This window comes from Pseudomonas sp. CFBP 13602 (genome assembly GCF_014842725.1).
Classification (GTDB): Bacteria; Pseudomonadota; Gammaproteobacteria; order Pseudomonadales; family Pseudomonadaceae; genus Aquipseudomonas; species Aquipseudomonas baltica.
Genome location: NZ_JACYVT010000005.1, coordinates 244,159 through 261,800, shown reverse-complemented (window position 1 = coordinate 261,800; position 17,642 = coordinate 244,159). Strand labels below are relative to the sequence as shown.

Here is a 17,642-nt window from a genome sequence, read left to right as displayed (position 1 = left end):
GTGGGTCATGCCCGGCTTCGCGCTCCTGTACGACAGGAAGCAGGGCTCGGACCGATTCGCGGTCTGTGACGGCGAATGTCGATGTACATGCAGGGGGAGATTATGCCCGTGCGCCAATGGCATCAAGGTACGCATCGGATAAAGTTCATACAAGCGTTTAATCAGGGGGACATTGCGCCAAATGCCGGTTTTACTGGCGCCTGCCCCTGCCTCCGGGTGCGCACGGGGGCAGAGCAGTGGCGCGGCCTCGTTCTACACGCGAAAGCGATTCAGAGCGTGCGCACCGAAGTGGGCAGGGGTGCAGCCAGCAAACGTTCGTCAAGCAGCCCGAGGCCTTCCTGGAACAACTGGTTGCTGCGTTCGGTATCGCCCAACTGGGCGAGCAGGCGTGCAAGTTCTGCGCAGGTTTCCGGGCTGCGCTGCAGGCGCAGGCTGCTTTCCAGGTAGTCGCGGGCCTTGCCCCACAAGCGGTTCTGCAGGCACAGGCGACCCAGGGTCAGTAACAACCCGGCATCGTGGGGGTGCTGTTTGAGCCAGCCTTCGGCAGTCTGCAGTTGGCGCGCAGGGTCGGTGCCGATCACCAGGCCATAGAGGCGAGCCAGGTGCGTGTCGTACTGACGCTTCTGCGCAGTCCGTAGCACGTCTTCAGCCTGGGCTTGCGCACCCACCTGACGCAGTTGTTCGGCATAGGCGAGCACCAATGCGGGTTCCTGGCGCTGTGCCGAGCTGAGTGCCTGCCAGGCGCGCTCCAGTGCAGCCAGTCCTGCCTCACCCTGCCCCTGCTCCTGAACGGGCGCGTGCGCGGCCACGCTCAGGTTCTCGCCCCAGGCACGCCGCTCGAGCTCGGCGAGTTCGGCCGCCGGCAGGGCCTTGTCCTTGCGCAGTTGTGGTAGCAGTTTGACCACTGCTGGCCAGTCTCCACGCTGCTGGTGCACACGCTGCAGCTGACGCAGCACCTGCACGTTGCGCGGATGACGTTCGTGCATGGCCTGCAGGGTCTGCAGCGAACCGTCGCTGTCGCCGCGATCGCTCTGCAATTGAGCATGGTTCAAGGCAATTGCCAATTCCGCTTGTGGCTGACGTGCCAGGGCCCGTTCGAGCAGGTTGTCGCTGTCTTCGTAGCGGCCCTGCTCATTGGCGGCGCGTGCTGCGCCGAGGTAATAGAGCAATGGCTGGCGTTCATTTTCGGCTGCGTGCTGCAAGTGCTTCTGGGCACTGGCCCAGCGCCCTTCGGCGAGGTCCAGCTGGCCCTTCTCGATGGATGTCTGCACGCGGCGGTTGCGATTGCGGCCCGACCATGGATTGACCACGCGGCCGGAGCTGACCAGCACGCTGATCAGCAGGTAGACGACGAACGCCACCAAGACCAGCACCAGCAACGCCAGCAGCGTGGTCCACAGGCCTGACTCGTAGCGCATCACATGGGGGTAGTCGATCAATACGTAGCCGGGGTGTTTGGCCACGGCCAGGCCGAGGCCGACCATGGCGGCAATCACCAGAAACAGGATCACGTAGAACCGTTTCATGGTTGGCTCTCCACAGCGGCCGGCGCTGCTTCGGTCGACTTCTGCAGGCCTTCGACCGGCGTATGACGATGTTGCAGGTAGGCCTGGATGGCGTTGAGGCTTGCATCCAGATCAGGTGTGGTGACCGAAACCGGCTGATTCTTCAGGGCGGTCAACTGTTCGATCATGGCCTGGGTCGGGCCATTCTCGCGATTGAAGCCTGCCACCAGAATACTGCGGGCGTCGTCCAGCGCTTGCGTATATACCTTGCCCTGACCATTTAGCGCGGCCCACTGGGCCTGCTCAAGCGCCAGGCTCAAGGCGAGGCGAACCTGACTCAGGCTCTGCCCGGCCAGCAACGGCCGGATGCTGTCATCGGGGCTGAAGTCGACCCGGAAGAAACCGGAAATCTTGTTCCACCACTGGCGCAAGCGGGTCTCGCCTTCGGGTGAGTTGCCCTGCGCAGCTGCCGCGGCCGCCTGGAATTCGGGCGCCAGCGCCGTCAGCTGCGTGGCCTGCTCGCGCAAGGCGCTCAGCTGCAGGAACAACCCGGTGCGATCCGGCTGGGTGGTGCCTTGCAGCGACGCCAGGCTGCGGGTCAGTTGCTCGCGTGCGGCGAAGGCCTGTGGGTCGTCCTGCTCGCGCAGGATTTCGTCGGCGCCCTGCACCAGCGCCTTGGCGCTGGTGACGTCCTGCAGAGCAGACAGGCGCAGGCTGGCCAGACGCAGCAGGTGCTCCGCTTCGGCCAGACGCCAGTCCTTGCGGCTGGCGCCCAGCACGGTTTCCAGGCGCTGGCTCAAGCGCTGCTGATCGCCCTGCAACTGGGCGAGCAGGCGGTGGCGGTCTTCGAGTTCGTTGGAGTCGGGCAACTGCGCGAGATCGGCACTGAGTTGCCGTTCGTTGTGTTCCAGCGTCAGCGTTTGCGTGGCGAGCCCTTCGATCACCCGCGACTGCTGCTGGTGGCCGGCGGTCAGCGTGCGCACCTGCCACACGCCCCAGCCAGCTGCGGCCAGACCGGCAGCGGCAAGCAGCAGCGCAATGATCGCCAAGCCGTTGCCATTGGCCGAGCGCTGCGGGGGCAAGGCGGCTGGCTGTTCGAAAGGCACCTGTGGGGCGCTCTTGGGTTCGTCTTTGGGCAAGGCTGTTTCGCTCACGTGTCCATCCTTTGCATAGGGGCGCGGTCGCCTCGCTGGCGGTCGCGCCTTACGATCTGGGTGCGGCCTGCGTGCGCAGCGCCGCCAGCAACGCCGAGGTACTGGCACCTCGGCAATCCACAACATTCACCGCACCGGCTTCACGCGCCAGCGCAGCTACCCGCGGGCTGGGCACGAACAGCGGCAGGGTACGGATCACCGACCACTGCTCGCCTGCCAATTGGTGCAAGTGTTGAAAACCCTGCCCACTGCTGACCGCCAAGGCGTTCAAGCGTTCCGATGCGATACGGGACGCCAGCGCACCCGGTGGGTAGACCGGAATGCTGCGTCGGTACAGTTGCAGATACTCTACCGTCGCGCCCTGCTCACGCAAGTGCTCGGCCAGAGCCTCGCGTCCGCCTTCGCCACGGATGATCAGCACCCGTGGATGGGGGCTCGCCAATGCGACGCGCAATTGGGCCAGATTCAGCAAGGCTTCGCTATCGTCTCCTGTTTCAGGATACGTCACGGTCAGCCCACGCGCTTCGAGAATGGCCGCCGTGCCGGCACCGACGCTGAACCACGAGGTCTGCCCGAGGTTGGCAGGCGCGCGGTCCAGGGCCAGGCGCGCGGCGGGCTTGCTGACCACGATCACGGCATTGTATCGATTCAGTTCGGCCAACACCTGCCGCTGAGTGTCGCTGTCCGCTAGCGGCTCGATCGCCAGCAATGGCAGGCTCGCCGCGAACACGCCCTGTTCCAGCAGCGCCTGGGCTTGCAGCGCGCACTCGTCGCAGGGTCGGGTCAGCAACACTCGCCAGGGGTTCAAGGATGACCGGCCTCGCCGTACACCGCGCGCAGAATGTCGTCGGCGCCCTGCTCCAGCAGGGCTTCGGCCACCTGTACGCCCAACTGTTGCGCATCGGCCAGCGGCGCGCGTGCCTGAGCATGCAGCAGACGCTGCCCAGCCGGGTCGCCCACCAGGCCGCGCAGCCAGATCTGCTCCCCTTCGAGCACGGCGTAACAGGCGATGGGCACTTGGCAGCCACCGTTGAGGTGTTTGTTCAGGGCGCGCTCGGCGCTCACGCGAAATTCGGTATCGCGGTGATGCAATGACCCCAGCAGCGCGTGGATCTCGCTGTCGGCCGTCCGGCACTCGATGCCGACCGCGCCCTGGCCGCCCGCAGGCAGGCTGTCTTCGACGCTGATGCTGGTGGTGATGCGCTCTTCGAAGCCCAGGCGGATCAGGCCGGCCGCAGCCAGAATGATCGCGTCGTATTCACCGGCATCGAGCTTGGCCAGGCGGGTGTTGACGTTGCCGCGCAGAAAGCGGATCTGCAGGTCGGGACGTCGCGCCAGCAGCTGGGTCTGGCGACGCAGGCTGGAGGTGCCGACGATGCTGCCGGGCGGCAGCGCCTCCAGGCTGTCCCAGGCGTTGGAAACGAAGGCGTCGCGAGGGTCTTCGCGCTCGCAGATGCAGTACAGCCCCAGCCCGTCGGGGAAGTCCATCGGCACGTCTTTCATCGAGTGCACGGCGATGTCCGCCGTGCCTTCGAGCAGGGCGGTTTCCAGCTCCTTGACGAACAGCCCCTTGCCGCCGATCTTCGACAATGGTGAGTCGAGCAGCTTGTCGCCGCGACTGACCATCGGCACCAGGGTGACCTGCAGATCGGGATGCGCCTGCTCCAGGCGGGCCTTGACGTATTCGGCCTGCCACAGAGCAAGCGCGCTTTTACGGGTGGCGATGCGGATTTCGCGAATGGGCATGAATCGATCCGTATGAAGATTAGCGGACGATGATACCAGCTGTGCGCCAGGCCGCGCCCAGCCCGGCGGACTGGGCACGCCTGCTGAGGGCTAGAGGTGCTGCATCATCTTGCGCACGCCGGCCACATGGCGTCGGCTGACGATCAGCGCGTCGCCGTTGAGCCCCTTCAGATAGAGCTGAAAGTGACCCAGGGGCGTGCGCTGCAAGCGCTCGATGCGCTCGCGGGCCACCAGGGCGTTGCGATGGATACGCACGAAGCGATCGCCAAACTCGTCTTCCAACGCCTTGAGCGGTTCATCGAGCAAGACCTCGCCGCCTTCGTGGCGCAGGGTGACGTACTTGTGATCGGCAATGAAGTAGATAACCTGATCCAACGGAATCAACTCGATGCCCTTGCGGGTTCTTGCGCTTATATGGCTGCGCGGACCGGTCCCCGCCTCGGCAGCCGGACGTGTCAGGGCGGCCAGTTGCACGCGGTTGGGTTTTTCCGCCTTCTTCAACGCTTCGAGCAGGTGTTCGGAGCGCACCGGCTTGACCAGGTAGCCCACGGCACTGACCTGAAAGGCATCCAGGGCAAACTCGTCATGGGCGGTGCAGAATACCACCGCCGGCGGCGTGTCGCGCTCGCACAGCCTGGCGGCGACCTGCAGGCCATCCAGGCCGGGCATGCGAATGTCGAGCAGGACTACGTCCGGCTTCTGTGCCTCGATCATGCTCAGGGCTTCTTCGCCGTTGCTGGCGCCGGGTTCGAGCACATGGTAGCCCTCGAGCTCGCCAACCAGTCGGCTCAAACGTTCGCGGGCAAGGGGTTCGTCATCAACGATCAGGACATTCATAGAGCGCTGGATTCCTGCGTGAGTCTCGCACATGGATAACGTAGACAAGTGAAGTGACGACCGTCACGGCGATTCACGCTAAGACTTGCGCGCGGACCGAAAAGTGCCGCAAGTCGAGCGCCAATGTTTGCCAGCGCCTGCTGGGTTCCGCCCGACGCCTGCGCTGTGGCGGCCTCTTGGTAGGGATTGCTGATGGTCAATATGAACTCTCCCCCTTTGTAGTCGGCCTCCACGCTGATCACCCCGCCCGAAATCAAAGGGGCGATGCCATGTACCAGCGCATTCTCCAACAACGGTTGCAAAGTAAGTTGGGGGATCGGCAGATCATCCGGGATTGTTTCGATCCTCCAGTGCAACTGTAGACGCTCGCCGAGACGATATTGCTCAATCGATAAATAACGTTTGGCCAACTCCACCTCATCACGCCACATCACCAGGCTGTTGGGCTGGGCCAGGCTGGCACGAAACAGGTCGGACAGATTGAGCACCGCCTGCTCGGCCTTGACCGGATCGCTGACCACCAGGCTGGCGATGCTGTTCAAGCTGTTGAACAGAAAGTGCGGGCGAATGCGCGCCTGCAGGGCCTGGATACGCGACTGCAATTCGGCCTGTTGCTGGCGCCGCCACTGGCTCTGCAGGTAGAAGTAGCGCAGCAGCAAGGCCGACATGATCAGCCCGATCAGGGCGTGGCGCAGGTACCGATTGACCTCCACGGTCGGCGTGTCGAGCCCGCCCAACTGGAAGTAGTCGATCACCGCCGTGCCCGCGAGGGTCAGGCCCACCACCAGGGCGCAGCACAACCCACCCGCCATACCGGGGCGCAGGCGCGCCAGCCAGGGGCGCAGGGCACAGAGCAAGGCCGCCGAGAGCAGCACGATCCATTGCACGAACAGCGAAGTGAGGGCCAGGCGCACCCAGTTGAAGCCTGGGTTCATGGGTTCGGCCAGCACCAGCACGAACACCAGCAACTGCGCCAGCACGATCAGCATCAACAACGCCTGGGGCAGGCAAAGCTCGGGCAGGAAGAAATCCGGCTCGGGAGGGTTCGACGGCTTGCTGAACATGTACGGCTTCCTGGCTGCTGTAGTGTGTCGCAGGCCTCTTCGCGGGCAGAGACCCGCTCCCACAGGTCAACGTGATCACTTGTGAGAGCGGGGGCGGGCGGCGACCCCTCTGCCCGCGAAGGAGTGAATGCAGACAATAGACACCTGCACTATGCCGCCAACAGACCCGGGCCGCATTTGTTATTATTGCGGCAATTTCCCGTTCACGCCTTGCACGAGCCAATTCATGAGCACTGACAAGACCAACCAGTCCTGGGGCGGCCGCTTCAGTGAACCCGTCGACGCCTTCGTCGCCCGCTTCACCGCCTCGGTCGATTTCGACCAGCGCCTGTACCGCCATGACATCATGGGCTCGATCGCCCACGCCACCATGCTGGCCAAGGTCGGTGTGCTCACCGATGCGGAGCGCGACACCATCGTCGACGGTCTGCGCACCATCGAGCAGGAAATCCAGGCGGGCCAGTTCGACTGGCGCACGGATCTGGAAGACGTGCACATGAACATCGAAGCGCGCCTGACCGATCGCATCGGTGTCACCGGCAAGAAGCTGCACACCGGGCGCAGCCGCAACGACCAGGTGGCCACCGACATTCGCCTGTGGCTGCGTGACGAGATCGACCTCATCCTCAGCGAAATTACTCGCCTGCAGCAGGGCTTGCTGGAACAGGCCGAGCGCGAGGCCGACACCATCATGCCGGGCTTCACCCACCTGCAGACCGCGCAGCCGGTGACCTTCGGGCATCACCTGCTGGCGTGGTTCGAAATGCTCAGCCGCGACCATGAACGCCTGGTCGATTGCCGCAAGCGCACCAACCGCATGCCGCTGGGCAGCGCCGCGCTGGCCGGCACCACCTACCCCATCGACCGCGAGCTGACCTGCACGCTGCTGGGCTTCGAAGCCGTCGGCGACAACTCGCTGGATGGCGTTTCGGACCGTGACTTCGCCATCGAATTCTGCGCTGCGGCCAGCATCGCGATGATGCACCTGTCGCGCTTCTCCGAAGAGCTGGTGCTGTGGACCAGCGCGCAATTCCAGTTCATCGACCTGCCCGACCGCTTCTGCACCGGCAGCTCGATCATGCCGCAGAAGAAGAACCCCGACGTACCGGAACTGGTGCGCGGCAAGAGCGGCCGGGTATTCGGTGCGCTGATGGGCCTGCTGACCCTGATGAAGGGCCAGCCGCTGGCCTACAACAAGGACAACCAGGAAGACAAGGAACCGCTGTTCGACGCCGCCGACACGCTGCGCGACTCGCTGCGGGCCTTTGCCGACATGATCCCGGCCATCAAGCCCAGGCACGCCATGATGCGCGAAGCCGCGCTGCGTGGTTTCTCCACCGCCACCGACCTCGCCGATTACCTGGTGCGCCGTGGCCTGCCGTTCCGCGATTGCCACGAGATCGTCGGGCATGCGGTCAAGCATGGCGTGGACACCGGCAAGGACCTGGCGGAAATGAGCCTGGAAGAACTGCGCCGGTTCAGTGACCAGATCGATGCGGACGTGTTCGAGGTATTGACCCTGGAAGGCTCGGTCAATGCCCGCGACCACATCGGCGGCACGGCGCCTGCTCAGGTGCGTGCGGCAGTCGCTCGCGGCCGCGATTTGCTGGCGGCTCGCTAGGCGCTTGGCAGGTCCGGCCTCTTCGCGCCCCGCTCCCACAGTAGATGTTAGATATCCTGTGGGAGCGGGTCTCTGCCCGCGAAGGGCTCCCCCCAGAACCCGACATTGACCCCGATCGAGAACATCCCCATGAGCGACAACCTGCCAGACGAAGACGAAGCATTTGCCGAAGCCACCCTCACCCAGGCCATCGAGAATCAGATCGAAAGCGACAACCCGCCCGCGGCCAAGGCCACGTTCAACAAGCTGACGCTGGTGGGCTATGAGCGCGAGGACATCCTCAACATGATGGCCCATGTACTGGCGATCGAGATCGATGCCATTCTGGAGCAGGATCGCGCGTTCGACACGGCCTGGTACGAAGCCGCTCTGCGTGCCTTGCCCGAGCTGCCCGCGGAAAAAGTCTGACGCTGAACAGGCGCGTTCGCCTGCGGCTGACTACACTGGAAAAACCCCGCTGCCACGGTGTCGGGGTACAGCGTTCAGCGCCCCTCGGTGCTGTCGTTCATTCCATAAGAAAGTCGGGAGCGCCTATGTCGTCCTACACCCCGGAACTGGTTGCCGAGCTGGAAATCCTTGCCCTGTTCAACCTCGGCAACACCATGGAAGGTCTGAAAATCCACCACACTGCATCACCTGCGGCCATTGCCGCCGCGACTCGCCTGCATGAAAAGGAATTGATCACCAAGCCCGATGGCGGCTACCTGACCAGCCTGGGCCATGAGGCTGCCGGGCACGCGCAGTCATTGCTCACCATCCTGACGGTGGCCGAGCCTGCCTGAGCATCGGGGCTTGATGAAAGCAGGTGCTGTCAGTCGCCAGCAGGCGCCGACAGCGCCTGCAACCGGCGCTGATCAGCCACAGCGATGATCTGGCGCCGCGTATCGTCATCGGCCGAGCGCCAGGCGCGGATATCCTCGACATGGCGGAAACACCCTTGGCAAACGCGTTCTTCGTCCAGCCGGCACAGGCTCACGCAAGGTGACTGTACCGACGGGCTGACGTTGCTGTAGAGCGGCTTGGGCGCGCGTGCGGGCTGGCTCACCATCAGATCTCTTCGAAATCCAGCTCGACGCCGGCCTGTTCCTCGGTCGCCCGGGCCAGTACCTCGCCCAGCAATTCCTCGGATTTCTCGCAGCGCCACTTGCCCGACTCTTCGTCGTAATCGAAGTGATAGCCACCGGAGCGCGCGGCCAGCCACAGCTGGCGCAGCGGCTCCTGGCGGCTGATGATCAGCTGGCTGCCGTTGTCGAACTTGATGGTCATCATGCCGGCGGAAATTTCGATGTCGTCGGCGTGGTCCTCGAGCAACTCCTCCAGCGCCTGCTGGGTGGCATCGACCAGGTCGTGGAAACGGGCTTCGGTCAAACTCATTGCAGGAACCTCGGAAAGTGTCTGTTCGCGCTACGGGCGGCAAGATACGAGCAGCCAGCGGTTTATGCAAAGCATAATGCACCCGTCTGGATCGGTGGCACCGCTGGCGGCCCACCTGCATAGCCACCATGCCGGGCGCTGGGTATACTCGGGCGCAATTACTGCTTATACAAAGGATTTCGCCATGAAGCGCCTGATCTCTTCCCTGGCCGCGCTCGTCGCCGTTGCCTGCCTGGTGTCCGCCTGTGGTCAAAAGGGCCCGCTGTACCTGCCCGATGACAGCAAATCTCCCGAGGACCAAGCCAAGTCGTCGCAACCGCACAAGCACTACTAAGGGAACACCATGGACGCTTTTCAACGCCGCGACGGTGAACTGTTTGCCGAAGGCGTAGCCCTGTCGGCCGTGGCCCAGCGCTTCGGCACGCCGACGTACGTCTACTCGCGCGCCCACATCGAGGCGCAGTACAACGCCTACGCCGATGCCCTGCAGGGCACCCCGTCGCTGGTCTGCTTTGCCGTGAAGGCCAACTCCAACCTGGCCGTGCTCAATGTCCTGGCGCGTTTGGGCGCCGGTTTCGACATCGTCTCGGGCGGCGAACTGGAGCGCGTGCTGGCTGCGGGCGGGCGCGCCGAGCGCGTAGTGTTTTCCGGGGTCGGCAAGACCCGCGCCGACATGCGCCGCGCCCTCGAAGTAGGCGTGCACTGCTTCAACGTCGAATCCACCGACGAGCTGGAACGCCTGCAGGAAGTCGCCGCCGAGCTAGGCGTGCGCGCGCCTGTGTCGCTACGGGTCAATCCGGACGTCGACGCGGGCACCCACCCGTACATTTCCACGGGCTTGAAAGAGAACAAGTTCGGCATCGACATCGCTGCAGCCGAAGACGTCTATGTACGTGCCGCGCAGTTGCCCAACCTCGACGTGATCGGCGTGGATTGCCACATCGGCTCGCAACTGACCACGCTGGCACCGTTCCTCGACGCCCTGGATCGCTTGCTCGACCTGGTCGATCGCCTTGGCGACTGCGGCATCTACCTGCGCCACATCGACCTGGGCGGTGGCCTGGGCGTGCGCTACAGCGAAGAGCAGCCGCCCTTGGTTGCCGACTACATCCAGGCCGTGCGCGAGCGCCTGGACGGTCGCGAGCTGACCCTGGTGTTCGAGCCGGGGCGGTTCATCGTGGCCAATGCCGGGGTCTTGCTGACTCAGGTGGAATACCTCAAGCATACCGAGCACAAGGATTTCGCCATCGTCGACGCGGCGATGAACGACCTGATCCGCCCGGCCCTGTACCAGGCATGGATGAATGTCAGCCCGGTCAAGCCGCGGGAAGGTCAGGCACGTGCCTACGACATCGTCGGGCCGATCTGCGAAACCGGTGACTTCCTCGCCAAGGAGCGTGAACTGGTGCTGGCCGAAGGCGACTTGCTGGCCGTGCATTCGGCCGGCGCCTACGGTTTCGTCATGAGCTCGAACTACAACACGCGCGGCCGCTGTGCCGAGGTGCTGGTCGATGGTGACCAGGCATTCGAAGTACGCCGCCGCGAAACCGTGGCCGAGCTTTTCGCCGGCGAAAGCCTGTTGCCGGAGTAATCCCATGCTACTGCGTTTTACCAAGATGCATGGCCTGGGCAACGACTTCATGGTGCTGGACCTGGTCAGCCAACATGCCCATATCCTGCCCAAGCATGCCAAGCAGTGGGGCGATCGCCACACCGGCATCGGCTTCGATCAATTGCTGCTGGTCGAAGCGCCGAACAATCCCGATGTCGACTTCCGCTATCGCATCTTCAATTCCGACGGTTCGGAGGTGGAGCAATGCGGCAACGGCGCGCGCTGCTTCGCCCGCTTCGTGCTGGACAAGCGCCTCACGGCCAAGAAGACCATTCGCGTGGAAACCAAGGGCGGCATCATCACCCTGGACGTCCGCAGCGATGGTCAGATCAGCGTCGACATGGGCCCGCCGCGCCTGGTGCCGGCCGACATCCCGTTCCAGGCCGACTCCCAGGCGCGCAGCTACGAGCTGTCCGTCGATGGCCAGAGCGTCGAGATCGCCGCCCTGTCCATGGGCAACCCCCACGCAGTCCTGCGTGTCGACGACATCAACAATGCGCCGGTGCACGCACTGGGGCCGAAGATCGAACACCATCCGCGCTTTCCGGCACGGGTGAACGTGGGCTTTCTGCACGTAGTCGATCGCACCCGCGCGCAGTTGCGTGTCTGGGAGCGTGGCGCCGGCGAGACCCAGGCCTGTGGCACCGGCGCCTGTGCTGCCGCAGTCGCAGCCATCAGCCAGGGCTGGATGGATTCGCCACTGCTGCTCGACCTGCCGGGCGGCCGCCTGTCCATCGAATGGGCCGGGCCAGGCCATTCGGTGATCATGACCGGCCCTGCGGTTCGGGTCTTCGAAGGACAAGTGCGTTTATGACCGAGTACAGCCAATGACCGACCAGCCTCAAGTACCCGCGCCTGCGGAGGTCCTGGAGGCTTCGGCCGTGGCCGACTTTCTTGCCGCCAACCCGGCGTTCTTCGAGCAGCATGAGGAATTGCTGACTCAGCTGCGCCTGCCCCACCAGCGCGGCGACACGGTGTCGCTGGTGGAACGGCAGATGACGCTGCTGCGTGACCGCAACGGCGAGATGCGCCAGCGCCTCTCGCACCTGATGGAGGTCGCGCGCGACAACGATCGCCTGTTCGAGAAGACTCGCCGCCTGATTCTGGCCATGCTCGATGCCGCGTCCCTGGACGAGCTGGTGATCAGCGTCGAAGACAGCCTGCGCGAAGACTTCCAGGTGCCCTTCGTCAGCCTGATCCTGTTCAACGACATTCCCGCCCCGGTAGGCCGCAGCGTGACCAGTGGTGAAGCGCAGCAGGCCATCGGTGGGCTGTTGTCGGAGGGCAAGTCGCTCAGTGGTGCCTTGCGCGAACACGAACTGGCGTTCCTGTTCGGCAGCGACCAGGCCCCGCAGGTCGGCTCGACCGCGCTGGTGCCATTGCTGCATCAAGGCCTGCACGGCGTACTGGCCATCGGCAGCCGCGACCCTGCGCACTACAAGAGTTCGGTGGGCACGCTGTTCCTCAGCCATATCGGCGAAGTGCTCAGCCGGGTATTGCCACGCTACACCGGCGCGCTGCGCTCGGTACGTTGAGGTGCGCGAACAACTGGATGCCTACTGCACGCACCTGCGCAGTGAGCGCCAGGTGTCGGTGCATACCCTGGATGCCTACCGGCGCGACCTGACCAAGGTCGTCGAATTCTGCGAGAAGGAAGGCCTGGCGACCTGGCAGGCACTGGACATCCAGCTGCTGCGGCGTCTGATCGCTCGCCAGCATCAGCAAGGGCAGTCGTCGCGCAGTCTGGCGCGCCTGCTTTCGGCCGTGCGTGGCCTGTATCGCTACCTCAATCGCGAAGGCCTCTGCAGCCACGACCCGGCCAATGGCCTGGCGCCGCCCAAGGGCGAGCGTCGCCTGCCCAAGACGCTGGACACCGATCGCGCCCTGCAGCTGCTCGAAGGTGCGGTGGAAGACGACTTCCTGGCCCATCGCGATCAGGCCATTCTCGAGCTGTTCTATTCTTCGGGTCTGCGCTTGTCGGAGCTGACCAGCCTCGACCTCGGGCAGCTCGACCTCGCCGACGGCCTGGTGCAGGTGCATGGCAAGGGCAGCAAGACCCGTGTACTGCCCCTGGGTCGCAAGGCGCGCGCGGCGCTGGAGCAGTGGCTGGCGCTGCGCTCGATGAGCGACCCCATCGACGATGCCGTGTTCGTCAGCCAGCAGGGGCGCCGGCTCGGGCCGCGTGCCATCCAGGTACGGGTCAAGGCCGCCGGCGAGCGTGAGCTGGGGCAGAACCTGCATCCGCACATGCTGCGTCATTCGTTTGCCAGCCACCTGCTCGAGTCGTCCCACGACCTGCGCGCCGTGCAGGAGATGCTTGGCCACGCCGACATCGCTACCACGCAGATCTATACCCACCTGGACTTCCAGCACCTGGCCAGTGTCTACGACAGTGCCCACCCACGGGCAAAACGCAAAGGCGGCGACTCATGAGCATCAAGCTGATCACTTTCGACCTCGACGACACCCTGTGGGATACCGCCCCGGTCATCGTCAGCGCCGAAGCCATCCTGCGCGACTGGCTGGCCGACCAGGCGCCGGCACTGGGCCCAGTGCCGGTCGAGTACCTGTTCCAGATCCGCCAGCGCCTGGTCGACGCCGACCCTTCGCTCAAGCACCGCATCAGCGCGCTGCGCCGTCGTGTGCTGCGGCACGCCATGCAAGACGCTGGCTATGCCGAGGATGAAGCGGCCTCGCTGGCCGACAAGGCCTTCGAGGTATTCCTGCACGCTCGGCATCAGGTGGACATCTTTCCCGAGGCCCAGCCAGCCCTGGAGATCCTTTGCCAGCGTTATACCCTGGGCGTGGTTACCAACGGCAACGCCGATGTGCGTCGACTGGGCATCGCTGATTTCTTCACCTTTGCGCTGTGTGCCGAAGACCTGGGCGTGGGCAAGCCGGATTCGCGGCCCTTTCTGGAAGCCATGCGCCTGGGCGATGCGGGCGCCCACGAATCGGTGCACATTGGCGATCACCCCAGCGATGACATCGCCGGCGCGCAGAAGGCGGGCATGAAGGCCATCTGGTACAACCCGCAAGGCAAGCCATGGGCCGCCGAAGGCAAACCCGACGCCGAGATCGCCAGCCTGGCACAGTTGCCTGCACTGCTGCTGCAACTGGGCTAGCTGTGGGAGCGGGCGAGCGGCGAGTTCTCTGCCCGCGAAGAGGCCGTCAGTGTCTACCCCGCACCCACAAAAAAGCCCGCAGCGACCGCGGGCTTTTTCTATGTTGCTTCGAGCGACGAGCCTTCAGATAGGGCGGCTGCCGTACTTGTTGTCGGGCTTCTTGGGTGGATCGGCCACCACGTTGGGCTCGACTTCCTGCACCTTGCCGCCGCGCGACAGGAACTCTTCCATCGCCCGAGCCAGCGCATCGCGCTCTTTGTTCTTGGCTTCGATACTCGGCAGTTCATCCACCGACACCGCCGCCTTGGCCTTGCCCTTGGCAGCGGGTACGGGTGTGTCGCCACCGTCGTCCTCCGCAACGTCTTCGGCAGCCGCCTCGAGGGTTTCTTCGGCCTCGTCTTCTTCGCCTACTTCGAGGTCGTCGTTTTCCAGATCATCGTCGCTCATGTTCTACCTCATGACTTGCGAAAGCAGATTATTTATAGCCCAGCTTTACCTTATGTCGACGGTTGCCGGAAAAAATTCACATCCACTGGTAACCAGCGGTCAAGCGTCCTCACCATACAGCGTGGCAAGGACCCGACGCGCGCCGCCATGATCGCGATGCTCGCCCAAATAAATACCTTGCCAGGTACCTGTCGCCAGCCTTCCCGAGGTCACCGGAACGGTCACCTGGCAGCCCAGCAAGCTGGCCTTGAAGTGCGCTGGCAGGTCGTCGGGCCCTTCGTCGTTGTGTTCGAAACCGTCTGCACCCTGTGGCACGAGGCGGTTGAAGAAACGCTCGAAGTCCCGGCGAACGGCCGGATCGGCGTTTTCGTTGACGGTCAACGACGCCGAAGTGTGTTGCAGCCACAAATGCAGCAGGCCCACGCGGCATTCGCGCAGGCGCGGCAGTTGTGCGAGCAACTCGTCAGTCACCAGGTGAAACCCGCGAGGCCTGGCTCGCAAGGTGATGAGGGTTTGCTGCCACATACCGTTCTCGTCCGTTCGGGGCGCATTCTAGCGCGCTCTGGGAAAAAGCAAAGAGCCTGTTCGCGACTGTTTTGCACTGAGCCGCCGCGCGCGATCGCTACGGCAGCCGACAGCCCCGGCGGCAAACCCGCCGGACCTGAAGCAGATGACAAATCGCAGGCAAAAAAATGCCCGGCAAGCCGGGCATTTTTTTCCGAACGGTTACAAGTTGTAGCCGCGCTCGTTGTGCTGCGCGAGGTCAAGGCCCACGGCCTCTTCTTCTTCGTTGACTCGCAGACCCATCACCGCATCCAGCACCTTGAGGATGACGTAGGTCACGATACCGGTGTAGACCACGGTGAAACCGACGCCCTTGAGCTGGATCCAGACCTGCGCGCCGATGTCTTCGACGGTGCCGAAACCACCCAGCGCGGGCGCTGCGAACACGCCGGTCAGAATCGCGCCGACGATGCCGCCGATGCCGTGTACGCCAAAGGCGTCCAGTGAGTCGTCGTAGCCCATCTTGCGCTTGAGCGTAGTAGCGCAGAGGAAGCAGATGACACCGGCCACCAGGCCGATTGCCAGTGCACCCATCGGACCGACAGTACCGGCCGCCGGGGTGATGGCCACCAGGCCAGCAACCACGCCCGAAGCGATGCCCAGTGCGCTTGGCTTACCGTGGGTCAGCCACTCGGCGAACATCCAGCCCAGCGCCGCAGCGGCGGTGGCGATCTGGGTGACCAGCATTGCCATACCGGCAGTGCCGTTCGCCGCTGCAGCCGAACCGGCGTTGAAGCCGAACCAGCCGATCCACAGCATGGCCGCGCCGATCAGGGTGTAGCCCAGGTTGTGCGGCGCCATCGGGGTGGTCGGGTAGCCCTTGCGCTTGCCCAGCACGATGCACGCAACCAGACCGGCAACACCGGCGTTGATGTGCACCACGGTGCCGCCCGCGAAGTCCAGCACGCCCCAGTCCCACATCAGGCCGCCGTTGCCGGACCAGACCATGTGCGCGATGGGTGCATAGACCAGGGTGAACCAGATGGCCATGAAGATCAGCATCGCGGAGAACTTCATGCGCTCGGCGAAGGCGCCGACGATCAGCGCCGGGGTGATGATGGCGAAAGTCATCTGGAAGGTGATGAACACTGCCTCAGGGAACAGTGCCGCCGGGCCGGTGACGCTGCTCGGCGTCACGCCACTGAGGAAAGCCTTGGACAGCCCGCCGACGAACGAATTGAAGTTGACGACGCCCTGCTCCATGCCAGTGGTGTCGAAAGCCAGGCTATAGCCGTAGACCATCCACAGGATGCTGATCAGGCCAGTAATGGCGAAACACTGCATCATCACCGAGAGCACGTTCTTGGAGCGCACCATGCCGCCGTAGAACAACGCCAGGCCAGGAATGGTCATGAACAGCACGAGGGCGGTCGCGGTCAGCATCCAGGCGGTATCGCCGGAGTTGAGAACGGGGGCTGCCGCCTCGTCCGCCAGGGCAAGGCCTGGCATTGCGAGGGACAACAGGGCTCCTAGCCCTGCGAATTGACGCAGAGTCATATTGTTTACTCCTGGGGCGTTGGGTTGTGTCGGCTTTTTTTTAGATTGCGTCGGTATCGGTTTCGCCGGTACGAATGCGAATCGCCTGTTCCAGATTGACCACGAAAATCTTGCCGTCGCCGATCTTGCCGGTGTTGGCGGCCTTGGTGATGGCTTCGATGACGCGATCCAGATCCTTGTCATCGATGGCGACGTCGATCTTGACCTTGGGCAGGAAGTCGACCACGTACTCCGCGCCGCGATACAGCTCGGTATGGCCTTTCTGCCGACCGAAACCCTTGACTTCGGTAACGGTGATGCCTTGCACGCCGATTTCCGACAACGACTCGCGCACGTCGTCCAGCTTGAATGGCTTGATGATGGCAGTGACTAGCTTCATGAAACTCTCTCCCGAATTGGTGGACTTGCCCCAGGAAAACAAACCCGGATCAAGTCTAAGCGCAGTGCCTGGCTTTGTAACGCGTCGTCGACCCCGCAGCCCGGACCGACAACCGATAAACAACTGCTGACGAAACACTTCCCTTGAAGCTGCGCACCGTTCTCGTCACGACGAGTCCATCAGTGCCTGGGTCTCTTGGCTCTAAGCAGAAAGCTTGCCATGTCGTGCAAACCGCGAGATTTGGCCACCCTGCGCGGCTTTTGTGCAGCGGTTTGAGCAGGCAGCGCGGGCAAGCGCACAACAAGGGTGCAGCGCTGGGCACACCTGTGCGCGAAAACCGTGCGCCGCGGCTCGGCTTTTCAGCGCATGGCTGCGTGATACACTGCGCATCACTTTGTCTCAGGAAATTTCCCATGCTCCCGCCCAAAGCGTTCCTCGACACCCTGAGCGACCACGCCTCGCGCTTGTTCAGCGGTGACACCGCACAGCCGCGCGCGGAGCTCGAAGGTCAGTTCAAGGCATTGCTGCAGTCCGGCTTCAGCAAGCTCGACCTGGTCAGCCGCGAGGAATTCGACAGCCAGATGGTCGTGCTGGCGCGTACCCGCGCGCGCTTGGAGAGCCTGGAAGCCAAAGTCGCCGAGATGGAAGCCAAGGCAGCACCCAAGGCCGAGTAATATCTGAGACGCAGCTCGGTTGCCGATCGGCTGCACCGCTTTG

At 63.9% G+C, this 17,642-nt stretch carries 22 protein-coding genes; 10 read left to right on the top strand and 12 right to left on the bottom strand.

The annotated features are described in order from the left end of the window. Window positions 1–269: 269 nt before the first annotated feature. From IFU31_RS12455 to IFU31_RS12430, 6 genes are all read right to left on the bottom strand, one after another. Window positions 270–1,526: a heme biosynthesis HemY N-terminal domain-containing protein gene (locus IFU31_RS12455; protein WP_192103132.1), complete on the bottom strand. Its 1,257-nt coding sequence runs from the start codon at window positions 1,524–1,526 to the stop codon at window positions 270–272. Then, window positions 1,523–2,659 (bottom strand): uroporphyrinogen-III C-methyltransferase, encoded by a 1,137-nt coding sequence (locus IFU31_RS12450; RefSeq protein ID WP_192103130.1) that lies wholly within the window; start codon window positions 2,657–2,659, stop codon window positions 1,523–1,525. The genes IFU31_RS12455 and IFU31_RS12450 overlap by 4 nt, the downstream gene beginning before the upstream one ends. Before the next feature lie 49 nt (window positions 2,660–2,708). Next, window positions 2,709–3,467: a uroporphyrinogen-III synthase gene (locus tag IFU31_RS12445; RefSeq protein WP_192103128.1), complete on the bottom strand. Its 759-nt coding sequence runs from the start codon at window positions 3,465–3,467 to the stop codon at window positions 2,709–2,711. Further along, window positions 3,464–4,405 (bottom strand): hydroxymethylbilane synthase, encoded by a 942-nt coding sequence (gene hemC, locus IFU31_RS12440; protein ID WP_122479919.1) that lies wholly within the window; start codon window positions 4,403–4,405, stop codon window positions 3,464–3,466. Before hemC ends, IFU31_RS12445 begins: the two co-directional genes overlap by 4 nt. Window positions 4,406–4,495: 90 nt before the next feature. After that, window positions 4,496–5,242 carry a LytR/AlgR family response regulator transcription factor gene (locus IFU31_RS12435; protein ID WP_122479920.1) on the bottom strand — a complete coding sequence of 249 codons (747 nt, stop codon included), beginning with the start codon at window positions 5,240–5,242 and terminating at the stop codon, window positions 4,496–4,498. Beyond that, on the bottom strand, window positions 5,239–6,306 hold the full coding sequence (locus IFU31_RS12430) for a sensor histidine kinase (RefSeq protein ID WP_192103125.1): 1,068 nt from the start codon (window positions 6,304–6,306) through the stop codon (window positions 5,239–5,241). Before IFU31_RS12430 ends, IFU31_RS12435 begins: the two co-directional genes overlap by 4 nt. A 226-nt stretch (window positions 6,307–6,532) precedes the next feature. Between IFU31_RS12430 and argH the strand changes: the two genes are divergently transcribed. From argH to IFU31_RS12415, 3 genes are all read left to right on the top strand, one after another. Further along, window positions 6,533–7,927, top strand: a complete 1,395-nt coding sequence (gene argH, locus IFU31_RS12425; RefSeq protein WP_192103123.1) for an argininosuccinate lyase — start codon at window positions 6,533–6,535, stop codon at window positions 7,925–7,927. A 129-nt stretch (window positions 7,928–8,056) separates the two neighbouring features. Then, window positions 8,057–8,335: a hypothetical protein gene (locus IFU31_RS12420; RefSeq protein ID WP_122479923.1), complete on the top strand. Its 279-nt coding sequence runs from the start codon at window positions 8,057–8,059 to the stop codon at window positions 8,333–8,335. Window positions 8,336–8,460: 125 nt separating this feature from the next. Next, window positions 8,461–8,709, top strand: a complete 249-nt coding sequence (locus IFU31_RS12415) for a TIGR02647 family protein (protein WP_122479924.1) — start codon at window positions 8,461–8,463, stop codon at window positions 8,707–8,709. Window positions 8,710–8,738: 29 nt separating this feature from the next. Here IFU31_RS12415 and IFU31_RS12410 read toward each other — a convergent pair whose 3' ends face one another. Both IFU31_RS12410 and cyaY read right to left on the bottom strand, forming a co-directional pair. Further along, the gene (locus IFU31_RS12410) at window positions 8,739–8,975 is read right to left on the bottom strand and encodes a DUF1289 domain-containing protein (protein ID WP_192103122.1); all 237 of its coding nucleotides are present in this window, start codon (window positions 8,973–8,975) and stop codon (window positions 8,739–8,741) included. After that, window positions 8,975–9,301, bottom strand: coding sequence for an iron donor protein CyaY (gene cyaY, locus IFU31_RS12405; protein WP_122479926.1), 327 nt, complete (start codon window positions 9,299–9,301; stop codon window positions 8,975–8,977). Before cyaY ends, IFU31_RS12410 begins: the two co-directional genes overlap by 1 nt. Before the next feature lie 184 nt (window positions 9,302–9,485). On the opposite strand from cyaY, the gene lptM reads away from it, so the two are divergent. From lptM to IFU31_RS12375, 6 genes are read left to right on the top strand one after another with little or no spacing between them, the layout of a single operon-like run. Further along, the gene (gene lptM / locus IFU31_RS12400) at window positions 9,486–9,635 is read left to right on the top strand and encodes an LPS translocon maturation chaperone LptM (RefSeq protein ID WP_043192229.1); all 150 of its coding nucleotides are present in this window, start codon (window positions 9,486–9,488) and stop codon (window positions 9,633–9,635) included. 9 nt (window positions 9,636–9,644) lie between these two features. Further along, on the top strand, window positions 9,645–10,892 hold the full coding sequence (gene lysA, locus IFU31_RS12395; RefSeq protein WP_192103119.1) for a diaminopimelate decarboxylase: 1,248 nt from the start codon (window positions 9,645–9,647) through the stop codon (window positions 10,890–10,892). A 4-nt stretch (window positions 10,893–10,896) separates the two neighbouring features. Continuing rightward, entirely contained in the window at window positions 10,897–11,727 is an 831-nt protein-coding gene (gene dapF / locus IFU31_RS12390) for a diaminopimelate epimerase (protein ID WP_122479928.1), read from the top strand. Between the two features lie 13 nt (window positions 11,728–11,740). Continuing rightward, on the top strand, window positions 11,741–12,448 hold the full coding sequence (locus tag IFU31_RS12385) for a DUF484 family protein (RefSeq protein ID WP_185794683.1): 708 nt from the start codon (window positions 11,741–11,743) through the stop codon (window positions 12,446–12,448). A 1-nt stretch (window position 12,449) separates the two neighbouring features. Then, window positions 12,450–13,346 (top strand): tyrosine recombinase XerC, encoded by an 897-nt coding sequence (xerC, locus tag IFU31_RS12380; RefSeq protein WP_192103117.1) that lies wholly within the window; start codon window positions 12,450–12,452, stop codon window positions 13,344–13,346. Further along, on the top strand, window positions 13,343–14,038 hold the full coding sequence (locus tag IFU31_RS12375) for an HAD family hydrolase (protein WP_192055092.1): 696 nt from the start codon (window positions 13,343–13,345) through the stop codon (window positions 14,036–14,038). The genes xerC and IFU31_RS12375 overlap by 4 nt, the downstream gene beginning before the upstream one ends. A 123-nt stretch (window positions 14,039–14,161) precedes the next feature. Here the strand turns inward: IFU31_RS12375 and sutA are convergent, their stop codons facing one another. The 4 genes from sutA to glnK all read right to left on the bottom strand — a co-directional run bounded on the left by sutA (window position 14,162) and on the right by glnK (window position 16,925). After that, the gene (gene sutA / locus IFU31_RS12370; RefSeq protein WP_122479932.1) at window positions 14,162–14,485 is read right to left on the bottom strand and encodes a transcriptional regulator SutA; all 324 of its coding nucleotides are present in this window, start codon (window positions 14,483–14,485) and stop codon (window positions 14,162–14,164) included. 99 nt (window positions 14,486–14,584) lie between these two features. Continuing rightward, the gene (locus tag IFU31_RS12365; protein ID WP_122479933.1) at window positions 14,585–15,010 is read right to left on the bottom strand and encodes a secondary thiamine-phosphate synthase enzyme YjbQ; all 426 of its coding nucleotides are present in this window, start codon (window positions 15,008–15,010) and stop codon (window positions 14,585–14,587) included. Window positions 15,011–15,211: 201 nt separating this feature from the next. Further along, entirely contained in the window at window positions 15,212–16,546 is a 1,335-nt protein-coding gene (locus tag IFU31_RS12360; RefSeq protein WP_122479934.1) for an ammonium transporter, read from the bottom strand. Window positions 16,547–16,586: 40 nt separating this feature from the next. Further along, on the bottom strand, window positions 16,587–16,925 hold the full coding sequence (glnK, locus tag IFU31_RS12355; protein ID WP_002555808.1) for a P-II family nitrogen regulator: 339 nt from the start codon (window positions 16,923–16,925) through the stop codon (window positions 16,587–16,589). Window positions 16,926–17,338: 413 nt separating this feature from the next. Between glnK and IFU31_RS12350 the strand changes: the two genes are divergently transcribed. After that, the gene (locus tag IFU31_RS12350) at window positions 17,339–17,599 is read left to right on the top strand and encodes an accessory factor UbiK family protein (RefSeq protein WP_122479935.1); all 261 of its coding nucleotides are present in this window, start codon (window positions 17,339–17,341) and stop codon (window positions 17,597–17,599) included. Window positions 17,600–17,642 lie beyond the last annotated feature (43 nt).

Bases quoted from the DNA above. Each gene is read 5' to 3' on its own strand.
- hemC (WP_122479919.1), bottom strand. From the start codon at position 4,405: ATGCCCATTCGCGAAATCCGCATCGCCACCCGTAAAAGCGCGCTTGCT.
- IFU31_RS12375 (WP_192055092.1), top strand. From the start codon at position 13,343: ATGAGCATCAAGCTGATCACTTTCGACCTCGACGACACCCTGTGGGAT.
- IFU31_RS12365 (WP_122479933.1), bottom strand. From the start codon at position 15,010: ATGTGGCAGCAAACCCTCATCACCTTGCGAGCCAGGCCTCGCGGGTTT.
- glnK (WP_002555808.1), bottom strand. From the start codon at position 16,925: ATGAAGCTAGTCACTGCCATCATCAAGCCATTCAAGCTGGACGACGTG.
- IFU31_RS12360 (WP_122479934.1), bottom strand. From the start codon at position 16,546: ATGACTCTGCGTCAATTCGCAGGGCTAGGAGCCCTGTTGTCCCTCGCA.
- cyaY (WP_122479926.1), bottom strand. From the start codon at position 9,301: ATGAGTTTGACCGAAGCCCGTTTCCACGACCTGGTCGATGCCACCCAG.
- IFU31_RS12385 (WP_185794683.1), top strand. From the start codon at position 11,741: ATGACCGACCAGCCTCAAGTACCCGCGCCTGCGGAGGTCCTGGAGGCT.
- lysA (WP_192103119.1), top strand. From the start codon at position 9,645: ATGGACGCTTTTCAACGCCGCGACGGTGAACTGTTTGCCGAAGGCGTA.
- IFU31_RS12415 (WP_122479924.1), top strand. From the start codon at position 8,461: ATGTCGTCCTACACCCCGGAACTGGTTGCCGAGCTGGAAATCCTTGCC.
- argH (WP_192103123.1), top strand. From the start codon at position 6,533: ATGAGCACTGACAAGACCAACCAGTCCTGGGGCGGCCGCTTCAGTGAA.
- dapF (WP_122479928.1), top strand. From the start codon at position 10,897: ATGCTACTGCGTTTTACCAAGATGCATGGCCTGGGCAACGACTTCATG.
- sutA (WP_122479932.1), bottom strand. From the start codon at position 14,485: ATGAGCGACGATGATCTGGAAAACGACGACCTCGAAGTAGGCGAAGAA.
- IFU31_RS12420 (WP_122479923.1), top strand. From the start codon at position 8,057: ATGAGCGACAACCTGCCAGACGAAGACGAAGCATTTGCCGAAGCCACC.
- IFU31_RS12410 (WP_192103122.1), bottom strand. From the start codon at position 8,975: ATGGTGAGCCAGCCCGCACGCGCGCCCAAGCCGCTCTACAGCAACGTC.
- IFU31_RS12430 (WP_192103125.1), bottom strand. From the start codon at position 6,306: ATGTTCAGCAAGCCGTCGAACCCTCCCGAGCCGGATTTCTTCCTGCCC.
- IFU31_RS12455 (WP_192103132.1), bottom strand. From the start codon at position 1,526: ATGAAACGGTTCTACGTGATCCTGTTTCTGGTGATTGCCGCCATGGTC.
- lptM (WP_043192229.1), top strand. From the start codon at position 9,486: ATGAAGCGCCTGATCTCTTCCCTGGCCGCGCTCGTCGCCGTTGCCTGC.
- IFU31_RS12435 (WP_122479920.1), bottom strand. From the start codon at position 5,242: ATGAATGTCCTGATCGTTGATGACGAACCCCTTGCCCGCGAACGTTTG.
- IFU31_RS12350 (WP_122479935.1), top strand. From the start codon at position 17,339: ATGCTCCCGCCCAAAGCGTTCCTCGACACCCTGAGCGACCACGCCTCG.